The following is an 18,662-nucleotide window of genomic DNA, read 5'->3' as shown; positions in this document are numbered from 1 at the left end:
ATACAACAACCACTACGACTACAACTGTAGAACCTAAGACTTCTTCATCTACAACAGAAAATCCAAATAAACCTAGTTATTCTGGTACCACAACGACACCAAATGCGCCTGGTTCAAATGGTGGAAACAATGGTGGAGGTCGCAAACCACTTCTTCCAAATACAGGTGAAGTTGTTGCATCTGGACTTGTCTTCTCAGGAATTCTTGTCTTAGCAGGTGCTGTTGGAATCAAACGGAAATTGACTCGTCAATAATTTCTCAATTAAAAATAGTCAATCTTCTAACGAAATAGACTTTCAATGCATTTTAAAAAATAGTTCAACTAACAAAGAGAGATCCTTTTGGCTCTCTCTGATTGAAAAAAAGAGGCTGGGACAAAAGTCCTAGCCTCTCAATTATTTTTTGGATTGTCGAGCAAGACGCAGTGGTTGAGTGGGCTCTACTACGCTGATTTCATCAGCTTTTACAGCCCTACTCAACTGTGCGGAGGTGGGACGACGAAATCGAATTCTAACGAATTACCGATTTCTGTCCCACTCTCTTTTCTTTGTATAAACCCTATAATGATTTGGCTTACACCGGTTCGCCTTCATCTTAAAACATTGGTGAAATAATTAACGAATATCCCTTTTTATTTTCTCTAAATCAGGTTTTTGTATGGAATATCAGATGATAACGAAAATAGTTTCGAAAATACAAAAAGACAAACGTCCAAATGTGACGTCTGTCTTCAAGCTTTTTTCTTTGTTTATGGTAAGATGGCAATGGCACGAACCGGTGAACCAGTTGCCTTGTCCCAATGAGGGAAAGCAATCGAAATCAAGGCACCTACAGCTGGGACTTGATCCAAGTGGTTCAAGACTTCAACTTGGTAGATGTTTTGTTCCAAGAGGTAGTATTCATTGACCAAGCCATGCTCTGCTGCTGGAATACCCGCATCGGTATCAAAGGTTTCATGCCCCACAGCCTTGACATGGCGTTCATGAATCAAGAATTCCAGAGCTTCACGGCTCCATCCTGGGCTTTGTTGAACCCCATTTTCATCAAGGTTGCGCATAGCATCTTGATCCGGCCAACGTTTTGACCAATCACTACGGAAGGCCACAAAGGCCCCTTCTTCAATTTGTCCATACTCTGCTTCAAAGTCTAAGATATCTTGTTTGCTCAAGATAAAGTTTGGATTCACAGCAACTTCTTTAGACTTGTCGATAACATAGAGTGGCAAGAGGAGATCTTTAAGGGCAATCTCATCTAACCAACGTCCACCTTCTACAAAGTGAATTGGTGCATCGATATGCGTACCGTATTGACCAACCACTGTAAATTTTTGAACATGAAAACCATCTTTTAGTGTGAAGAGATCTTCTTGTTGTAAAGCAGGAAGGGCTGGGAAGTGTGGACTTTCCGCATTGATCTGATGACTCAAATCCACCCATTTTTTAGCTTGCAATTCTTTATAAATACTTAGTAAATCTGACATGTTTCTTCCTCCTTATTCGCCCCAAACTTCAGCGACAATTTCTTTAATCAAACCTATTTTTTTCCATTGGTCTTCTTCTGTCAAAATGTTTCCTTCTTCTGTTGAAGCAAATCCACACTGAGTAGACAGGTAAAGATTTTCTAAAGGTACATACTGACTCGCTTCTTTAATACGAGCGATGACTTCATCCTTGTTCTCCAGTTGACCACTCTTAGATGTCAAGAGGCCTAACACCACTCCTTTTCCAGGGGTCACTTCTGCAAGTGGTTCAAAACCACCAGCACGATCGGTATCAAACTCAAGGAAGTACGCATTGACCGCTTCTTCTCCAAGGAGTTCTTTGGCAATCGGTGCATAGCCACCTGATGAAGCCCAGGTGGAATGGAAGTTCCCACGACAAACGTGTGTATTGACGGTCAAACCAGCTGGAACATTTTGGTAGACATCGTTGTTAAAGGTCAAGAAGAGATCAGCGAGTTCCCGGCGAACCTCATCTTTTGACTTGCCTTGAGCTGCTCCCCAAGCCGTCAAGAAATGATCATCTACCAAGACACCCCACGTACAGTCATCCACTTGAAGAGTCCGAAGTCCTGCATCATACAAATCTTGAATCACTTGAAGATAGGCTTGCTTGATGTCTTCACGAACAGCCGCAAAATCAGGATAGATGGTATTCAATTGCTCTACATGTTCTGCATCACGGATCAATTCAAAATAGAATTGCGCAGGTGCTGGAATGGTATATTTAGCCTCTACACCATCTACATCTGCTACAAGATCACGCAAGAACTTGTAATGCTCTACAAATGGATGATTGGCTCCTGTAATTTTTCCAACGACAAGTGCTGAGTCCGCCTTGGTTGTTTCATCATGGAATTGATAGCCTTGAGCAGCTTGGACATGATCAATACCCCCAAAGCCCCAGAAGAAATCCAAATGCCAATAAGCACGGCGGAATTCTCCATCTGTTACTGACTTCAGACCAGCAGCAATTTCTTTTTCAACGAGGTCACGAATCTCCTGATCTTCTACTTTTGTTAAGTCAGCCTGACTGATTTTTCCAGCTGCGAAATCTTCACGAGCTTGAACCAAAACGGCTGGACGAAGAAATGAACCAACATGGTCTACGCGATAAGGTGCATGTGTAGGTGTCAATATGAATTCCTCTTTCCTATAAATTTTACATTAATTCATCAATGCAACCATTATAGCAGTCTAACACTTGATAAACAAGGGTTTGGGATAATCTAATATCTTTGACATCTATATAGTCTTAGACTATAACAAAAAAAGAAGTCCTTGAAGGACCTCTTTTTATTTTAATTTTTAAATGCATCGAGCATAACTTGAAACTCTTCGTTCGTGAGTGTAATGCCTTTCCCCATCTTTGTATGGTCGGGACTCCAGGTCCGGATATCATACTTAGCTGGAGCACCGTTAAAACTTACACGGTTCAATTCCTTGGTCCAACCCTTGTCATTTTCTGACAAGACCAGTAAATGTTCTTCGATTTGGAATGAAAATTCTGCCATTTCACGACTCCTTTCTTGCCTTCTCATCTCTATTATTCGTAAATCATTTACAAAATCGTTGAAATTATCTATAATATATTGTATCAAGTTATGGAGAATTTAGCTATGAAAAAATTTCTCGAGATCGTTAAAGACCGAGCAAATGAATTTTTCAATGGAAAAGTCAGTACCCCTGCCCCATTAGAAGATGAGAGAATTATTGAAATCATTCAACAAGCTTTGCGAAAAAAACAAGGGGTTCATGTTATTTTTTCAAACAAGAGTTTTACAGGTGATATTGTCAAGTATGACCAAGAACGCCGACAACTGATCGTGAAAAATTTTAAAAAGAGTATGTCCACGATTATTCGGATTTCTGAGATCCAGAAAATCAGTTTGGTCCCCAATAATATTCGCATCGCCCAACAAAAAGGAGAGGTTTAACCCTCTCTTTTATATTGAAGACAAACGTCATTTTTGGCGTTTGTTTTTATTACTTTCAATCTCATTTCTATATTTATTAGAGTATCAAAAAAATTCCAGTACATACTACTAGTATTGACGTTGCCTTGATTAAAAAGGTTACCAAATCTTTCGTAATTACATTATCTATTTATAGAAAAATATTAGTAATAAATTACGTAAATTCAATCTAATCTCTAATCACCATAAGTTTGCTCCCATTTTTTCATTTCTTCAACGATACTTCTTAGAGCAATACCTTTTTTTGTCATTTTATATTCAACCTGTGGAGGCGATGTCGGTAAAACTTTTCTTGATAAAATACCTTCTTGCTCGAAATCATGTAACCGTTGAGCTAATATTCTAGGATTAATACCTTCTACACTACGCAAAAGACTACTATAATGTATATTACCATCAATAATTTCAGATAAGATCTCAAGAGTAAATTTACCTTTTAGTAAATTCAAGACCCTTCTTGCTGGACAAATTGATTTTTTCAAAGATTGCTTCATGCAAGTCTCCATTCGTTTCCTCCTTTTTTGATAGTTACTATACTTTTTTTCCCTTCTTGTTTCAGAAATAATTACATGATAAGCTAATTATATCATTTGAAAGGGAAAATTACTATGGATATTATAACTAAGTTTGACCGTATCAAAGATATTCTCGGTTGCGCTGATGGAAGATACTTTGGCACTGGATATACTCAAGTAAAATGTTTTCAGAAAGTTAAATATATTGCTTTTGATTGATAAATGAAAATTGGTTTGATGAAATAACGGAGGAAGCTTGATGAAAAAAACAAATACAAAAGCGCCAGCTTATCTACTTTTTATTCTTTCACTAGGATACATTATGGCGGTCCTAGATACAACCGGAGTGGTTCTTGCTGTTCCCCATATTGAAACAGCTATGAGCGTCTCATTAGAGCAATCCATTTGGATTATTAACGCCTATACACTAGCTTTAGGGTCTTTACTCCTACTTTCAGGAAATCTAACAACAAAATATGGTTCTAAACGAATTTTATTATTTGGAATGACAATTTTTACACTTGCCTCATTTGGGTGCTCTTTTTCACCAAATATTGAAACATTAATTATACTTAGATTCATTCAAGGTTTCGGTGCTTCTTTGTTTATGCCTAGTTCATTAGCACTTTTATTCATTTCATACCCTGATTCTACTAAAAGAGCACGTATGTTAGGAATTTGGACAGCAATTATTTCTGTTGCAACCGGTACTGGTTCTTTTATTGGTGGACTAATTATTAACTACTTCAGATGGAGGGGTATTTTCTTAATCAATATTCCATTGGGAATTTTGACAGTAATTTCTATATTACTTCTCGTGAAAAACAATATTGCCAATCCAAAGACCAGAATTGACATTTTCAGTAATATCTTTCTTGTTGCAACTATCGGAAGTCTAGTTATTTACCTTGTTGAAGGGAATCAATATGGCTATACTAACCTAAATCTTTTATTGTTTCTTCTCCTGTTTTTATTATTTGCTATTGGTTTAGTAGTCCACGATAAAAAAAGTAAAGCACCTATTGTTCCCCACCAACTATTAAAAAATGCTAAGTTTATTGTCTCTAATCTGTTGGGCTTAGTGGTTAATATTTCATTATATGGTATCGTTTTGGTGCTAGGTCTTTATTTTCAAACTTATTTAAACCTCTCCTCAATGATTTCTGGACTCCTCATTCTACCAGGAATGATTGTCTTAATTATTGGTAATTTATTTTATGCACGTGCTGTAAAACGATTTTCCGTGGGGAGCCTAGCTACTGTCTCAATTATTTTTGCCATTGTAGGAGCAGCAGGAATTTTTGGAATGGGAGTCTTTTTTCATGAAATTCAACTATACATCCTAATTCCTTTATTTTCTTTAATGAGTCTAGGTATCGGTGTTTTAACTCCAGCGACTACAACCATTCTTATGGAAGCTGCTGGTCAAGAATTATCTGGAATTGCAGGTGCAACTCTAAACGCTAACAAACAAATTGGTGGACTTTTTGGTACAACAATTATGGGGATTATAACTACTAATTTATCCCATGATTGGAATATGGCCATCATTGTCGCATTTCTTGTTAACGTGATAATGTATATTGCTACTTGGTTAATTGCTAGTCGTTACCTTTATGGAAAAGAATAAAACTAAACAGAATGCATTCAATTTAAAAGTTGATTATACAGAAAAAAACTCTTACAAATGCTATTATGTAGGGATTCAAAGAGTTTTCACTATATGGTAACCAAACTCTATAGGAGAAGTTTTTCTTTTCCTGATAGGATTTGTCTACATTCTGAGAGAGGTTTAACCCTCTCTTTTTTTGTTATACTCGAACAGTTTTACTTGCGCCATCTTTTGAGTAGAGATTGATCAAACCTTCTTGACAAGAACGAATCATATCTCCCGGTTTCACTTCTTGTGGGACAGTGATCGTGAGAAGTTCCATCGGATTTGGTGCGCGATCAATCTTCACTCCATCCTTATCATGTAAGTCTTGGATCTGGCATTCAAAATGTCGGAAGCCTGGTCCGTAGAATTCCACTTGGTCCCCTTCATTGATCACATTCCGTTGACGAATCGTCGCGGTCATGGTAGATGGATCAAAGTCTACTACTTCTCCTACAAATTTGTATTGAGGAATCTTACGACGTGCCCCAAACAATTGTTCATTTTCAGTCGGTGTTTGGTAGTAGAATCCAGTTGCCAATTCACGTTGAGCAACTTTCCACAATTCATTGATCAAATCATCCTTGATGGCATAAAAGGCTTCTGGACTTTCCATATAAGCATCGCAAGCAGCCTTGTAACAGTTGGCAACTGTTGATACGTAATGGACAGATTTCATTCGGCCTTCAATCTTCAAGCTATCAACCCCATTGTCAATCATGTCTGGAATATTCTCGATCATACACATGTCAACGGCTGACATAGAGTATTCTTCTGGGACTTGCCCTTTGATACTCTTACGTTCTTGGCCGAATGGCATGTCGTAAAGGTCGTATTTCCAACGGCAAGATTGAGAACAGCCACCACGGTTGGCATCCCGGTCAGACATGTGGTTAGAAAGGGTACAACGTCCGGAGTAGGAAATACACATCGCTCCATGAACGAAGGCTTCGATCTCAAGATCGGTACGCTTACGAATCTCTGCCAACTCTTCCATGGATACCTCGCGGGCCAAGACGACACGGGTCAAGCCATATTCTTTCCAAAAATGGAAAGTCTCCACATTGGTTGCAGAAGCTTGCGTAGACAAGTGAATATTGAGTCCAGGTGCATAAGTTGCACAGATTTCAATCAAGGCCGGGTCTGATACGATCACGGCGTCAAGGCCCATATCCCGCAATTCACGGAACCATTCTCCAGCCCCTTGTTCATTTCCTTCATGAGTTACCATGTTGGAAGCGACGTGTACATCAACTCCACGTGCATGAGCATATTCAATTCCTTCACGAAGCTCATCCATGGTGAAGTTTCCGGCACGGCTACGCAAACCATAGGCTTGTCCACCAACGAACACAGCGTCTGCCCCATAATTAACGGCAACTTTTAGTTTTTCTAATGTTCCAGCAGGTACCAAAACCTCTGGACGTTTTTTTGTATTTGTCATGTTTTCTCCAATTTACAAGATTGTCGATATAATGAATAGCCTCTTCGTTCCCTGAAAAAGGAAAACTCTCAAACGAAGAAGCCTTAGTTTTTTATTATTTTACACGATCTGGTTCATAATCATAGAAACCAGTATCCAAACCACGATTGGCTGGATGCAATTTGCGGATTTCTTCATCAAACAGATAGGCTTGATCCTGTGTAAATGTTCCTTTTTGAATCAAATCACGGGCCTTGACAAAGTACTCTGTAATCTTGACAAAGTTTTCACCCGGACAGTAGACACCGTCGAGTTTCCAATGATCAAAGCCATGTTCTACCAACTCAGACAATTTGGTCATCATATTCAAGTCATTATTTGAGAAGATATGGGTTCCATGTTTGTCTTCATAGACCGAATAGTGAGAATTTGGATCTCCTGGTTCTGCTAAGAACAGATCGCGATCTTTGGTCACAGAGTCCTCTGTCTTGATGAAGTTGTAATAGTTCTGAAGAAGAGGTCGTTTTGAATGGTGAATAATGCTAGCACCGTAAACCAATACTTCTGCTGGAATCTGAAGATTCTCAGCCATTACGAATAATTCGGCAGATGGAATCTCACGAGCCAAAACAGCCTCAGAAGCTCCTGCTTGTTTTCCCCAGAAATTGATCTGGCGGCTAGAAGTGACCATGGTTGATGCATCGTAAATCGTTTTGAATGGATAGCCATCTCGTTTCAAGACATAAAAAACGCCCGCATCTCCGACAGTAATATAATCAGCCTGAATTTCCTTTAGAAAATCTAAAAAAGGCTTGATTGAATCCATCATCGATTGGTGCATGAGTGCATTTACAGCCACTGTCAATTCTTTGCCAGCAGCATGGACTAATTGGGCAATTCGATTTATTTCGTCATAGCTTAAAGTTTGAGGCAATCGTAATCCGTAATCTTTTTCACCGACATAGATTCGGTCAACCCCTGTATCAATCAGGGCTTGTGCTTGCTCAACACTCTCTGCTGTTGCTGTAATTATAATATTTTTCATAGAACCATTATAACAAAAATTCCGATATTCTAGAAAAATTTATTTATTTTGTAAAATTTGTAACATTTTTGTAACATTTATATAGCTGAATTCATGATAGAATAATAGAGTACTGTTAGGAGAGAGAAAATGCCCGTAAGAAATTTAAGACACTATGATGAAGAATTCGATTATATCGAATTAACCAAACAAACCCAAGAATCCCCTATTCAGGACTATGCTCCTGAAGTTGAACCCGCGCCTCAATTAAGTGAATTGCTATATTTTTTAAATATCGCTATTTTCTGTGTGTTGACGGTTGTATTTAGTTTTATCTTTTTAGCAACGAAAATGAATACCTTCTTTGCGTTTGCCTTAGCTATTGGTTCTAGCTTTGCTAGTATTCAAGGATTCCGAATTTACTACAATAAACGAAAAAAATAAAAATCAGGTTCGCCTGATTTTTTTATTTTAGTCGAATTTTTTAATTTGAATATTGAAATTTAAAGACAAAACCTAACTCCAATTGCCATCTTACCTTCCATAAAAAGAGACTGGGACAAAAGTCCTAGCCTCTCAATTGTCTTTGGATTGTCGAGCAAGACGCAGTGGTTGACTGGGCTCTACTAGGCTGATTTCATCAGCTTTTACAGCCCTACTCAACTGTGCGGAGGTGGGACGACGAAATCGAATTCTAACGAATTACCGATTTCTGTCCCACTCTCTTTTTTATGCTTCTTTTGTTTCTTCTTCAGCTGCTTCTTCAGGATCTTTTTCATCCAAGTCTAGCACGATGTCTTCTGATTCTGTTTGTTTGCGAATGGATTGAACCAAGTCATTGCCACTTAGATTTTCTTTTTGAAGTTTATCCTTAAATGAGTGATAGACTTCTTGAGATTTTTCAACCACATCTTGCGTTTTTTCTTTGACAGATTCCAAAACAGTTCCTGTCGTGATTTCTCCAGATCCAACTTTTTCTTTGGTTTGTTGGATGACTTCTGCAGCTTGTTTTGAAACATCCTTAGCAGTTTGTTTAACTGATTCATGCACTTCTTGAGGATCTTCTTGATAGTCTTTTACAAAGCGCACCACTTTCTTAGTAACTTTCTTACCTTGCTCTGTTGACAAATAGTAGGCTGCTGAAGCACCTGAAATCACACCAATTAATAAACTAGATAAACGTCCCATCTTTTTCCTCGATTCTATTTAAATAATTTTGAAGCCATCTGAATCGCTTTTAATCCGATAGAGGCTTTTACAGTTTTCCCACCAGCTGATGCAGCTTTAACACTCAATTGACGCGCTTGGTCATTCAAATCTGAGACAGACTCTGAAAGATCTGCTACAGCTGTAAACAAGGGGTCGATCGTTGCCACTTTTTGATTCAAATCATCCGTTAAAACATTGACTTTTGCCAATAGATCATTGGTCTGATGCAAGGTGACATTGACATCTGATGTCAACACTTGGATGGTTTTTTGCGTCTCATCTACAACTTTTCCAATCTTTGAGAGGAAAAAAATCATATAAATGACAAGCGCTACTAAGGCAAGGCCTAAGAGGCCGTAGGCAATTTCAATAAACATATATTACTCCTTTGCTTCTACATAATAAGGGGCTTTTTTGCGACGTTGGTAGATGATGATGGCGAGTCCAACTAGAATCAGGATCATCGACAACCACTGGGAAACACGTAAGCCCGCAAACATCAGGCTATCTGTCCGCATTCCTTCGATGATCATCCGACCAAAACCATACCAGATAAGGTAAAAGGCTGTGATCTCACCTTGTCGCAAAAATTGTGGCTTCCTACGAAGAATCAAGATCAAGAGAAAACCTAGCAGATTCCAACTGGATTCATATAAGAACGTTGGCTGACGGTAACTACCATCTATATACATTTGATCTCGAATAAAAGAGGGCAGGTAGTTGAGACTTTTAACAGCAGCTCCATAAGCTTCCTGGTTAAAGAAGTTTCCCCAGCGACCAATACTCTGTGCAATCATGACGCTTGGGGCCGCAATATCTAAGAAATCAATTGGCTCAATCAAGCGTCTACGAGAGAATAGATAGAGGACAAGGGCACCTGTCAAGAGGCCACCATAAATCGCGATTCCTCCGTTCCAGATCGCAAAAATCTCACTAAGATGCTGGCTATAGTAACCCCATTCGAAAATAACGTAATAGAGTCTGGCCCCCACAATCGCAAGAGGAAAGGCAATCAAAATGAAATCAATGATATCATCTGGATCAATTTTCTTACGAGGTGCTTCTTTCATAGAAAGATAAACGGCTAGAATCAAGCCAGAGACAATACAAATTGCGTACCAACGAATACTGATCGGACCTAATTGAAGGGCTACTGGATTCATTCCTTCACCTCATTTTGACTAATCAACTGGGACAGACGTTCTTCAAAGGTTTTAGTGGCATCATAGCCCATTTCTTTGGCACGAACATTCATCGCCGCTGCTTCGATCACGACCGAAATGTTCCGTCCAGTCTTCACAGGGATGCGAATCCGAGGAATAGTCACGCCACCGATTTCCAATTCTTCTGCATTATTACCTAGACGATCATAAACCTGATCCTTAGCATAATTTTCCAAGTAAACGGCGATTTGGACTTGTGAAGAATCCTTCACAGCACTCGCACCGTAGAGACTCATGACATCGATAATCCCGACACCACGGATCTCTAGTAAGTGGCGTAGGATTTCAGCCGGCTCTCCCCAAAGGGTCATCTCATCTCTCGCATAGATATCGACTCGGTCATCTGCTACGAGGCGGTGACCCCGCTTGACAAGTTCCAGACCTGTCTCGCTTTTTCCGATTCCGCTATCTCCTTGGATCAAGACACCCATCCCATAAATATCCATCAAGACACCGTGTACACTCGTGCGTTCTGCTAGCCGACTATCCAAATAGCTAGAAAGCTCTCCAGATAAACGACTCGTCGCAACATTGCTCTTCAAAATGGCTAGTTGCTTTTCTTCCGCAGCACGCAACATTTCTTCTGGAATTTCTAAATTCCGCGCGACAATGATGACAGGTGTCTCCGGCTGGAACATCTTGCGCAAGACCTGATGTCGGTTGTGAGAGCTCATCTTCACCAGGTAGGACCATTCTTTCATTCCTACAAGCTGAATCCGCTCAGGTGTGTAATAGTCGAAATAGCCCGTCATTTCAAGACCTGGACGTGAAATGTCCGCAGTCGTAATTTCCTTGCTTAAGAGGCTATCATCCCCATAAACAACCGATAGACGAAGCTTTTCCTGTATATCGCGAACAGTAACTGCCATATCATTCTCCCTTTTCAAATTCTCTCTCTATTATAGCAGATTTTCTCTTCAGACGAGAGCCTGAAGTGTCATTTGAAAGATCCATTTTCAATTCCTTTTTAATGCGACTAAAAAGAGGCCAAGACAAATGTCTCTAACCTCTAGGAAATGATGGTAACATCTGAAGAATGCTCTAGCCTTCACCATGCAAGTAATCTGTAATCATGGATTTGATTCCGGTAGAGACCGCATAGACCACCGCATTTGAAGGAAATGCGATCAAGCCGAGCATAAAGGCGGTAGGTCCTCCCCCCAACAAGGACAAAACCAGGCACAACATCGGCAGAAATAAAATCGAAAACCGATAAATTTGTGGCTTTCTAGCCATTTCTGTTGACAGAAACAAGAGGTAGAAGAGACTATTCCAAATGCCCAGTGGAAAAAGGAGCATTCCGATAAAAACTGTTCCAACTCCTTCTCCAAAAACACGATTTAAAATGAAAAACTGTCCTATAAAACTGAAGAAGAGATATAGAATAAAAGCAAGGTAATAGAACTTCTGCTTCACCCGGATCTCCTTTTAGAAAAACGGACTATCATTCTGATCATGGATGGGTTCGGCCTCTTTTCTCCGACGAGGTCGAGGGCCATCGTCAAATATTTCCTGCTCCTCTTCGTCCTTATAAGGTAAAGTCGTATCTAACAGCAAGTAGATAATCACACCGATAAAGGCATGAGAGACCGTAAAAAGAATAAACAAGAAGCGTAGCAGCGTTACACTCAGACCAAATTTATCGGCCAGCCCAGCTAGCACACCTGAAACCAGGCGGTGGCGTTTTGATTTGTAAAATGATGATGTCATTTGATATTCCTCTTTCTAGTTAGACCTATTTTAGCAGAGTCTAACTAGAAAGTGATCCGCCTAAAGACCGATTCTCACTCTTGTCTCATTTCAAGGAATTGCAGGCGGCTGTGACAGCGACCGCAGGCATATTTCTTCAGATCGATTTTTCGCTTTCGTCTATACTCTTGGCCACAATGGGGACATTGATAGAGATAGATCCGCTTGACTCGCCCAGCTCTATCTGGTAGAGGAGGTGTGAAACGAAGACCGTCCACTTGCTGGAGGAGTTGCTTAAAGGCTAGATCTTTGTGGCGATAGCCTTTACCTTGATCGTAAAGATGGTAATGGCAGAGCTCGTGGCGGACGATTTTGCGAAAGACCTCTAACCCGAAAGCTTGGTATATTTTCGGGTTGAAATCAAGGTGTCGATCCTTGGGAAAGAAACGACCCCCAGTGGTTTGAAGACGTGAATTCCACTCTGCTTGATGGCGGAATTCTCTCCCAAAATCTTCTAGGGATACTTGGCGTACATACTCAGTCAGATTCATTCGGAGCTACCAAACTGAGATTGACTTTTTCGCGTTCCACATCAATCTTCTTCACCCAGACGGTTACCAAATCACCTACTGAGACGACCTGGCTTGGATGCTTGATAAACTGCTTGCTCATATGGGAGATATGAATCAAGCCATCTTCGTGAATGCCAATATCGACAAAGGACCCAAAGTCAACCACATTGCGCACAACCCCTTCTAATTTTTGGCCAATATGCAGGTCTTTAATATCCAAGACATCCTGACGGAGCACGGGTGCATCAAAGGAATCCCGCAAATCGCGACCTGGTTTTAGGAGATCGGCAATGATATCTTTCAGGGTTTCTGGTCCCAGATCCAGCTGAGTAGACATCTCCTTTATGTTCACAGCTTTTAATTTTTCATGAGCGGATGCATCGAGTTCGGTAATTTCAAGAAGCTGAAAAAGTTTTTCAACTTCCTTGTAACTTTCAGGGTGAACGCCGGTATTGTCCAAGATGTTTTTACTTTCAGGAATGCGTAAGAATCCAGCAGCCTGCTCGAAAGCCTTGGCGCCGAGGCGAGGGACTTTTTTAATCTGTGCTCGTGAAAGAATCATTCCTTCTTCTTCCCGGTATTTCACAATATTTTCAGAGATGGTTTTATTGAGTCCCGCTACATGCGCTAAGAGAGAAGGACTAGCCGTATTGATATTGACCCCAACTTGGTTGACGACAGTATCTACCACAAAATCTAAACTTTCTGTCAGTTTTTTCTGATTGACATCGTGTTGGTATTGACCGACACCGATGGATTTGGCATCGATTTTCACCAATTCTGCTAGCGGATCTTGCAAGCGACGGGCAATGGAGATGGCCGAGCGTTTTTCAACGGTTAGCTCTGGGAACTCATGACGGGCCAACTCACTAGCTGAATAGACAGAGGCTCCGCTTTCATTGACAATAACATAGCGAACTCCTGGATGGTCATGAAGCACCTCTGCGACAAAGGCCTCACTTTCACGGCTGGCTGTTCCATTTCCAATTGCAATAATCTCTACGCTAAACTCCTTGATCAAGGAGGATAGATCCTTTTTAGCCTGCTCGATCTGAGCTGGTTTTGCAGGAGCAACTGGATAGATGACCTGGGTGGCAAGCATCTTTCCTGTCTCATCAACAACGGCTAGTTTAGCACCGGTCCGAAAGGCTGGGTCAAATCCAAGGACCACGCGCCCTTTTAATGGAGGAATGAGCAATAGATTCCGTAGATTTTCAGAGAACAATTGAATGGCTCCGTCTTCTGCCACCTCCGTTAACTCTGTCCGAATCCGACGTTCAATCGCAGGAACGATTTTTTTCTTAACCGCTTGTTGAATAACCTCATCCACATAGGCATTTTTCGTTTTAAAACGAGCCTCAAAAATACGAATGATCCGATCCAGTTGGTGCTCGAATCCGACTTTGAGAACGCCCAATTTTTCCCCACGATTGAGAGCTAGAGTCCGGTAGCCTTGCATATTCTTAATCTTCTCAGAAAAATCATAGTAGATTTCAAAGGTTCTCTTAGGATCTAAGCTTTCATCCTTCAAGGTTGACGTCATGAGGGAATGCCCATGAATTTCTTGATAGGTGAGGGCCCGTAATTGGGTATCCTCTGAAATAGCTTCTACCAGAATATCCACTGCACCAGCTAAAGCCGCAGTTTCAGTTGGGAAGGCCTCACAGGTAAATTTCTGAGCCTCTGCTTCCAAGTCTGGACTATTTTGCAAAATGAGACGTGCCAAAGGAAAAAGTCCTGCTTCTCGAGCAATCGTCGCCTTGGTCCGCCGTTTTTCCTTATAAGGGAGATAGAGCTCTTCGACATCCGCTAATTTTTCAGCAGCTTCAATAGCCTGCTTGAGCGCCTCTGTCAGTTTGCCCTGTTCCTCAATCTTAGCAAGGACGGTTTCCTTTCGTTCAGCCAGAGCCGTTAACGATTTGTCCCGGTCAATAATGGCCTTGATCGCTACTTCATCTAAATTTCCCGTTAGATCTTTTCGATAGCGAGCAATAAAGGGAATGGTTGAGCCTTCTGCGGTCAGACTCAATACGGTATCGATTTGTTTTAAGCTAACACCCAATTCTTGGGCTATTTTTTCATATTTATCCATAGCTTCTATTATAGCATATTTTGCTGCCATCAAGGGGTGAGATCGCCTGTTCTGGTCTCTGTTTCAGGGATTTTTCATAGAATAATTTTGACCCTATGGATCCTTCCTTTTATGCTCCATTTCCCCCTTGCTCTTTCCTTTTTGTTATAATGAAAGAAAATAAAAAGGAGGCCCAACAATGGCTATTAAATTCTCAAAAACAGATGATCTTGATAAAATGTTTGAAAATTTTGCGAGTTTTCCGGATGTAGAAAAAACAGTCGAATTCCCCGAAGAAAAAAAGAAGGCAGAAACTGCTACAACTAAAGAAGCAAAGAAGGTTAAGTAATGACATTCTTTCAACACCTTCCCTCTAGCGTCTTGCAGGCTGGGGCTATTTTTCTCTCGATTATTATCGAGGCCCTACCGTTTGTCCTAATCGGGAGTATCATTTCAGGGATTATCGAGGTCTATATCACCCCCGAGAGGGTCTACCGCTTTCTTCCCAAGAATAAATTTGGGCGGATCTTCTTTGGGACTTTTATCGGTTTTATCTTTCCTTCCTGTGAATGTGGGATTGTTCCCATTATCAATCGCTTTCTAGAAAAGAAAGTCCCAAGTTATACTGCTGTTCCCTTTCTGGTGACAGCACCGGTCATCAATCCTATCGTTCTCTTTGCGACCTACTCAGCCTTTGGGAATTCTGTCAAGATGGCCCTCTACCGCGCCCTTGGTTCCCTACTGGTCGCAACGGTACTAGGGATCTTTCTTGGTTTTATTCAGACAGATTCGATCCAAAAAGAACATCGTAAGGCTGTACATGAACATGATTTTAGGGACTTGAGCAAAGGCCAAAAGCTCTTTCAAGTCTTGGTGCAAGCCATTGATGAATTCTTTGATACAGGACGCTACTTGGTATTTGGTTGTCTCTTTGCCAGCCTCGTCCAAGTCTATGTCCCAACACGGATCCTCACTTCGATCAGTGCGACACCGGTTATTGCTATTCTCCTTCTCATGGTCTTGTCCTTTCTCCTCTCACTTTGTAGCGAGGCGGACGCCTTTGTTGGATCCTCTCTTCTAACAAGTTTTGGAGTAGCGCCTGTTCTTGCCTTTCTGGTGATTGGGCCTATGCTTGATGTCAAAAATCTCCTCATGATGAAAAATTATCTCAAGACCCGTTTTATCTGGCAATTTATCGGAATTGTGAGTGGAGTTGTGCTCCTTTATGCTTGGTTTGTGGGGGTAGTGCTATGATTCGTTTCTTGATATTAGCTGGCTATTTTGAGCTCACCATGTACCTGCAATTATCTGGTAAGCTCAATCAATACATCAACTTACACTATTCTTACTTGACTTATATTTCCATGTTCTTGTCCTTTGTTTTAGCTCTTGTGCAGCTGATCATCTGGGTCAAGCAGATGAAGATCCACAGTCATCTCTCTGGCTTCTGGGCAAAAGTGGCGAGTATCTTCTTGCTCTGTATTCCTTTGTTTGTCGGGCTATTTTTCCCTACAGTGACACTGGATTCCCAAACAGTCTCTGCCAAAGGCTACCACTTCCCGGTTGCAGCCGGTTCTTCCAAGGAAATCCAGCAGGACGAAGGGACAACAACCCAGTATCTCAAACCAGATACTAGTAGCTATTTTACCAAGTCAGCCTATGAGTCAGAAATGAAGCAGGCTGCAAAGAAATATGTTGATAAAAAAGTAATTCAGGTGACCACTGAGAATTACATGGAAGTCATGGAAGTTATTTATGATTATCCTGACCAATTTGCAGGAAAGACGATCGAACTGACCGGCTTTGTATACAATGACCCCAATAACAAGGACAGCCAATTTCTCTTTCGCTTTGGGATCATCCACTGTATCGCAGATTCCGGCGTCTACGGTCTCTTAACGACAGGTGCTCCGCAGCATTTCGAAAACAATACCTGGATCCATGCGAAAGGAACCTTGTCCATTGAATACCACAAGCAGCTCAAGCAAAGCTTGCCTGTCCTCCACATTAGCGATTGCCAGACCATTACAAAACCGGATAATCCTTATGTCTACCGCGTATTCTGATGGATTCACCAAGTTTCTTCGGTGGTCGATCCAAACATTTTATAACAGCTCAAGCTAGAATCCACATTGGTTCTAGCTTTTTCTATGCTTTCCTCTCAAATCCTCTAATCCAAGCGGAAAATATTCGGAACAACGATTCCATCAAAGAAATCTTGTAGATTTTATGGTAAAATATGGTTAATAAAATAGGAAATAGGTACTTAAATGTCTTCAAAAGTTATTGTAACCATTTTCGGGGCCAGTGGAGATTTAGCCAAGCGCAAACTCTACCCATCCCTTTTTAGACTCTATAAATCAGGAAATCTATCTGAACACTTTGCGGTTATCGGAACAGCTCGCAGACCATGGAGCAAGGAGTACTTTGAATCAGTTGTGGTAGAATCCATCACAGATCTGGCAGATAGCCCACAACAAGCTCAAGAATTCGCTAGTCATTTCTACTACCAAAGCCACGATGTCAATGATACCGAACATTACATCGCCCTGCGTGAATTGCAAAATAGCTTGGATGAAAAATACCAAACAGAACACAACAAGGTCTTCTTCTTGTCCATGGCTCCTCAATTTTTTGGAACCATTGCCAAACACCTCAAATCAGAAGGCATTGTGGATGGGCAAGGCTTTGAGCGCTTGATCGTTGAAAAACCTTTCGGTACAGATTTGGAAACTGCAAGTCAGCTCAACAAGGAATTGGAAGAAACCTTTGATGAAGAACAAATCTTCCGGATCGACCATTACCTTGGAAAAGAAATGATCCAAAATATCTTTGCCATTCGTTTCGGAAATCTTATTTTTGATAACCTTTGGAACCGAGATTTTATTGACAACATCCAAATTACCTTTGCTGAACGCTTAGGAGTTGAAGAACGCGGTGGCTACTATGATCATTCTGGGGCCCTTCGAGATATGGTGCAAAACCATACCCTTCAGCTTTTGTCATTGCTTGCCATGGATAAACCAGCTACCTTTACCAAGGATGCAATTCGGGCAGAAAAAGTTAAAGTTTTTGAGCAATTGCACAATCCAACAGATGAGGAACTGAAGAAATTCTTTATCCGTGGTCAATACCATTCAGGTACGATCGAAGGGAAAAAAGATATCTCTTATCGCAGTGAGCCCAATGTCGACCCTGAATCTACTACAGAAACCTATGCTTCTGGTACGTTCTTTGTTGATAGCGATCGCTTCCGCGGAGTGCCTTTCTTCTTCCGTACCGGAAAACGCTTGACCCAAAAAGGAACCATGGTCAATGTGGTCTTCAAGCAAACCGATTCCATCTTTGGACATAGCTTGCAACCAAATGTCTTGACCATTTATATCCAACCAAACGAAGGTTTCTCATTGAGCATCAACGGGAAAGAGGTCGGAGAAACATTCAGCATCGCACCGATTTCCTTTGATTACGAAACAGATGCGACTGCAACTGGAGCTTCCCCAGAGCCGTATGAAAAATTAATTTTTGACGTTTTGAACAATGACTCAACCAATTACAGCCACTGGCACGAAGTTCGTGCTTCATGGCAATTGATTGACCGAATCGAAAAACTATGGGCCGAAAATGGAGCACCACTCTATGAATACAAGTCTGGATCCATGGGACCAACTGCATCCGATGATCTCCTTGCAGAATACGGAGCCGAATGGGTTTGGAAACCTGAACCTAAGAATTAAGGAAAGCCACCTTCGGGTGGTTTTTTTGATAGCGCAAGGAAACAAAAAGACAAATTGTTCTTCCAACAATT

At 40.9% G+C, this 18,662-nt stretch carries 22 protein-coding genes; 8 read left to right on the top strand and 14 right to left on the bottom strand.

Annotated features, from left to right (window positions below):
* A partial coding sequence (locus tag GMC92_RS10845; RefSeq protein ID WP_155199977.1) for an LPXTG cell wall anchor domain-containing protein occupies window positions 1-254 on the top strand: 254 nt, incomplete at its 5' end.
* Window positions 255-748: 494 nt separating this feature from the next.
* Here GMC92_RS10845 and GMC92_RS05985 read toward each other — a convergent pair.
* The 3 genes from GMC92_RS05985 to GMC92_RS05975 all read right to left on the bottom strand — a co-directional run bounded on the left by GMC92_RS05985 (window position 749) and on the right by GMC92_RS05975 (window position 3,012).
* Window positions 749-1,480 carry a cyclase family protein gene (locus GMC92_RS05985; RefSeq protein ID WP_155199976.1) on the bottom strand — a complete coding sequence of 244 codons (732 nt, stop codon included), beginning with the start codon at window positions 1,478-1,480 and terminating at the stop codon, window positions 749-751.
* Window positions 1,481-1,492: 12 nt separating this feature from the next.
* Window positions 1,493-2,635 carry a 5-methyltetrahydropteroyltriglutamate--homocysteine S-methyltransferase gene (locus GMC92_RS05980; RefSeq protein ID WP_155199975.1) on the bottom strand — a complete coding sequence of 381 codons (1,143 nt, stop codon included), beginning with the start codon at window positions 2,633-2,635 and terminating at the stop codon, window positions 1,493-1,495.
* A 164-nt stretch (window positions 2,636-2,799) separates the two neighbouring features.
* Window positions 2,800-3,012: a YdbC family protein gene (locus GMC92_RS05975; RefSeq protein WP_003002541.1), complete on the bottom strand. Its 213-nt coding sequence runs from the start codon at window positions 3,010-3,012 to the stop codon at window positions 2,800-2,802.
* Window positions 3,013-3,102: 90 nt separating this feature from the next.
* Here GMC92_RS05975 and GMC92_RS05970 point away from each other — a divergent pair, with 90 nt between their 5' ends.
* Complete coding sequence (locus GMC92_RS05970) at window positions 3,103-3,435, top strand: hypothetical protein (protein ID WP_013903885.1); 333 nt, start codon at window positions 3,103-3,105, stop codon at window positions 3,433-3,435.
* 215 nt (window positions 3,436-3,650) lie between these two features.
* Here GMC92_RS05970 and GMC92_RS05965 read toward each other — a convergent pair whose 3' ends face one another.
* Window positions 3,651-3,980, bottom strand: a complete 330-nt coding sequence (locus tag GMC92_RS05965) for a winged helix-turn-helix transcriptional regulator (RefSeq protein WP_037607991.1) — start codon at window positions 3,978-3,980, stop codon at window positions 3,651-3,653.
* 268 nt (window positions 3,981-4,248) lie between these two features.
* On the opposite strand from GMC92_RS05965, the gene GMC92_RS05955 reads away from it, so the two are divergent.
* On the top strand, window positions 4,249-5,619 hold the full coding sequence (locus GMC92_RS05955) for an MFS transporter (RefSeq protein WP_155199974.1): 1,371 nt from the start codon (window positions 4,249-4,251) through the stop codon (window positions 5,617-5,619).
* 181 nt (window positions 5,620-5,800) lie between these two features.
* On the opposite strand, the gene GMC92_RS05950 is transcribed toward GMC92_RS05955, so the two are convergent.
* Window positions 5,801-7,087, bottom strand: coding sequence for a peptidase U32 family protein (locus tag GMC92_RS05950; RefSeq protein WP_003002878.1), 1,287 nt, complete (start codon window positions 7,085-7,087; stop codon window positions 5,801-5,803).
* A 94-nt stretch (window positions 7,088-7,181) separates the two neighbouring features.
* Window positions 7,182-8,111: a peptidase U32 family protein gene (locus GMC92_RS05945; protein WP_155199973.1), complete on the bottom strand. Its 930-nt coding sequence runs from the start codon at window positions 8,109-8,111 to the stop codon at window positions 7,182-7,184.
* Between the two features lie 129 nt (window positions 8,112-8,240).
* Here GMC92_RS05945 and GMC92_RS05940 point away from each other — a divergent pair, with 129 nt between their 5' ends.
* Window positions 8,241-8,534 carry a DUF3270 family protein gene (locus GMC92_RS05940; RefSeq protein WP_155199972.1) on the top strand — a complete coding sequence of 98 codons (294 nt, stop codon included), beginning with the start codon at window positions 8,241-8,243 and terminating at the stop codon, window positions 8,532-8,534.
* A gap of 285 nt (window positions 8,535-8,819) precedes the next feature.
* On the opposite strand, the gene GMC92_RS05930 is transcribed toward GMC92_RS05940, so the two are convergent.
* From GMC92_RS05930 to GMC92_RS05890, 8 genes are all read right to left on the bottom strand, one after another.
* On the bottom strand, window positions 8,820-9,278 hold the full coding sequence (locus tag GMC92_RS05930) for a YtxH domain-containing protein (RefSeq protein WP_155199971.1): 459 nt from the start codon (window positions 9,276-9,278) through the stop codon (window positions 8,820-8,822).
* Between the two features lie 14 nt (window positions 9,279-9,292).
* The gene (locus GMC92_RS05925) at window positions 9,293-9,676 is read right to left on the bottom strand and encodes a DUF948 domain-containing protein (RefSeq protein WP_118396677.1); all 384 of its coding nucleotides are present in this window, start codon (window positions 9,674-9,676) and stop codon (window positions 9,293-9,295) included.
* A 3-nt stretch (window positions 9,677-9,679) separates the two neighbouring features.
* Window positions 9,680-10,462 (bottom strand): prolipoprotein diacylglyceryl transferase, encoded by a 783-nt coding sequence (gene lgt / locus GMC92_RS05920; RefSeq protein ID WP_155199970.1) that lies wholly within the window; start codon window positions 10,460-10,462, stop codon window positions 9,680-9,682.
* Window positions 10,459-11,391, bottom strand: coding sequence for an HPr(Ser) kinase/phosphatase (gene hprK / locus GMC92_RS05915; protein ID WP_003008114.1), 933 nt, complete (start codon window positions 11,389-11,391; stop codon window positions 10,459-10,461). Before hprK ends, lgt begins: the two co-directional genes overlap by 4 nt.
* Window positions 11,392-11,563: 172 nt before the next feature.
* Window positions 11,564-11,938: a hypothetical protein gene (locus tag GMC92_RS05905; RefSeq protein WP_241672891.1), complete on the bottom strand. Its 375-nt coding sequence runs from the start codon at window positions 11,936-11,938 to the stop codon at window positions 11,564-11,566.
* A gap of 12 nt (window positions 11,939-11,950) precedes the next feature.
* Entirely contained in the window at window positions 11,951-12,232 is a 282-nt protein-coding gene (locus GMC92_RS05900) for a PspC domain-containing protein (protein ID WP_155199968.1), read from the bottom strand.
* Window positions 12,233-12,306: 74 nt separating this feature from the next.
* Window positions 12,307-12,762, bottom strand: coding sequence for a SprT family protein (locus GMC92_RS05895; RefSeq protein WP_003008119.1), 456 nt, complete (start codon window positions 12,760-12,762; stop codon window positions 12,307-12,309).
* On the bottom strand, window positions 12,749-14,905 hold the full coding sequence (locus GMC92_RS05890; RefSeq protein ID WP_422070969.1) for a Tex family protein: 2,157 nt from the start codon (window positions 14,903-14,905) through the stop codon (window positions 12,749-12,751). Before GMC92_RS05890 ends, GMC92_RS05895 begins: the two co-directional genes overlap by 14 nt.
* Before the next feature lie 148 nt (window positions 14,906-15,053).
* Between GMC92_RS05890 and GMC92_RS10740 the strand changes: the two genes are divergently transcribed.
* From GMC92_RS10740 to zwf, 4 genes are all read left to right on the top strand, one after another.
* Entirely contained in the window at window positions 15,054-15,203 is a 150-nt protein-coding gene (locus GMC92_RS10740) for an SPJ_0845 family protein (protein WP_003008123.1), read from the top strand.
* A complete protein-coding gene (locus GMC92_RS05885; protein ID WP_014713646.1) occupies window positions 15,203-16,108 on the top strand; it encodes a permease in 906 nt (301 codons plus the stop codon). Before GMC92_RS10740 ends, GMC92_RS05885 begins: the two co-directional genes overlap by 1 nt.
* A complete protein-coding gene (locus tag GMC92_RS05880; RefSeq protein ID WP_155199966.1) occupies window positions 16,105-16,920 on the top strand; it encodes a TIGR03943 family putative permease subunit in 816 nt (271 codons plus the stop codon). The genes GMC92_RS05885 and GMC92_RS05880 overlap by 4 nt, the downstream gene beginning before the upstream one ends.
* Window positions 16,921-17,124: 204 nt before the next feature.
* Entirely contained in the window at window positions 17,125-18,591 is a 1,467-nt protein-coding gene (zwf, locus tag GMC92_RS05875) for a glucose-6-phosphate dehydrogenase (RefSeq protein WP_155199965.1), read from the top strand.
* The last annotated feature ends 71 nt before the right edge of the window (window positions 18,592-18,662 follow it).

This window comes from Streptococcus parasanguinis, assembly GCF_009717775.1.
In the GTDB taxonomy this organism is placed as follows: domain Bacteria; phylum Bacillota; class Bacilli; order Lactobacillales; family Streptococcaceae; genus Streptococcus; species Streptococcus parasanguinis_AG.
This window is presented reverse-complemented; position numbering and strand designations above follow the sequence as displayed.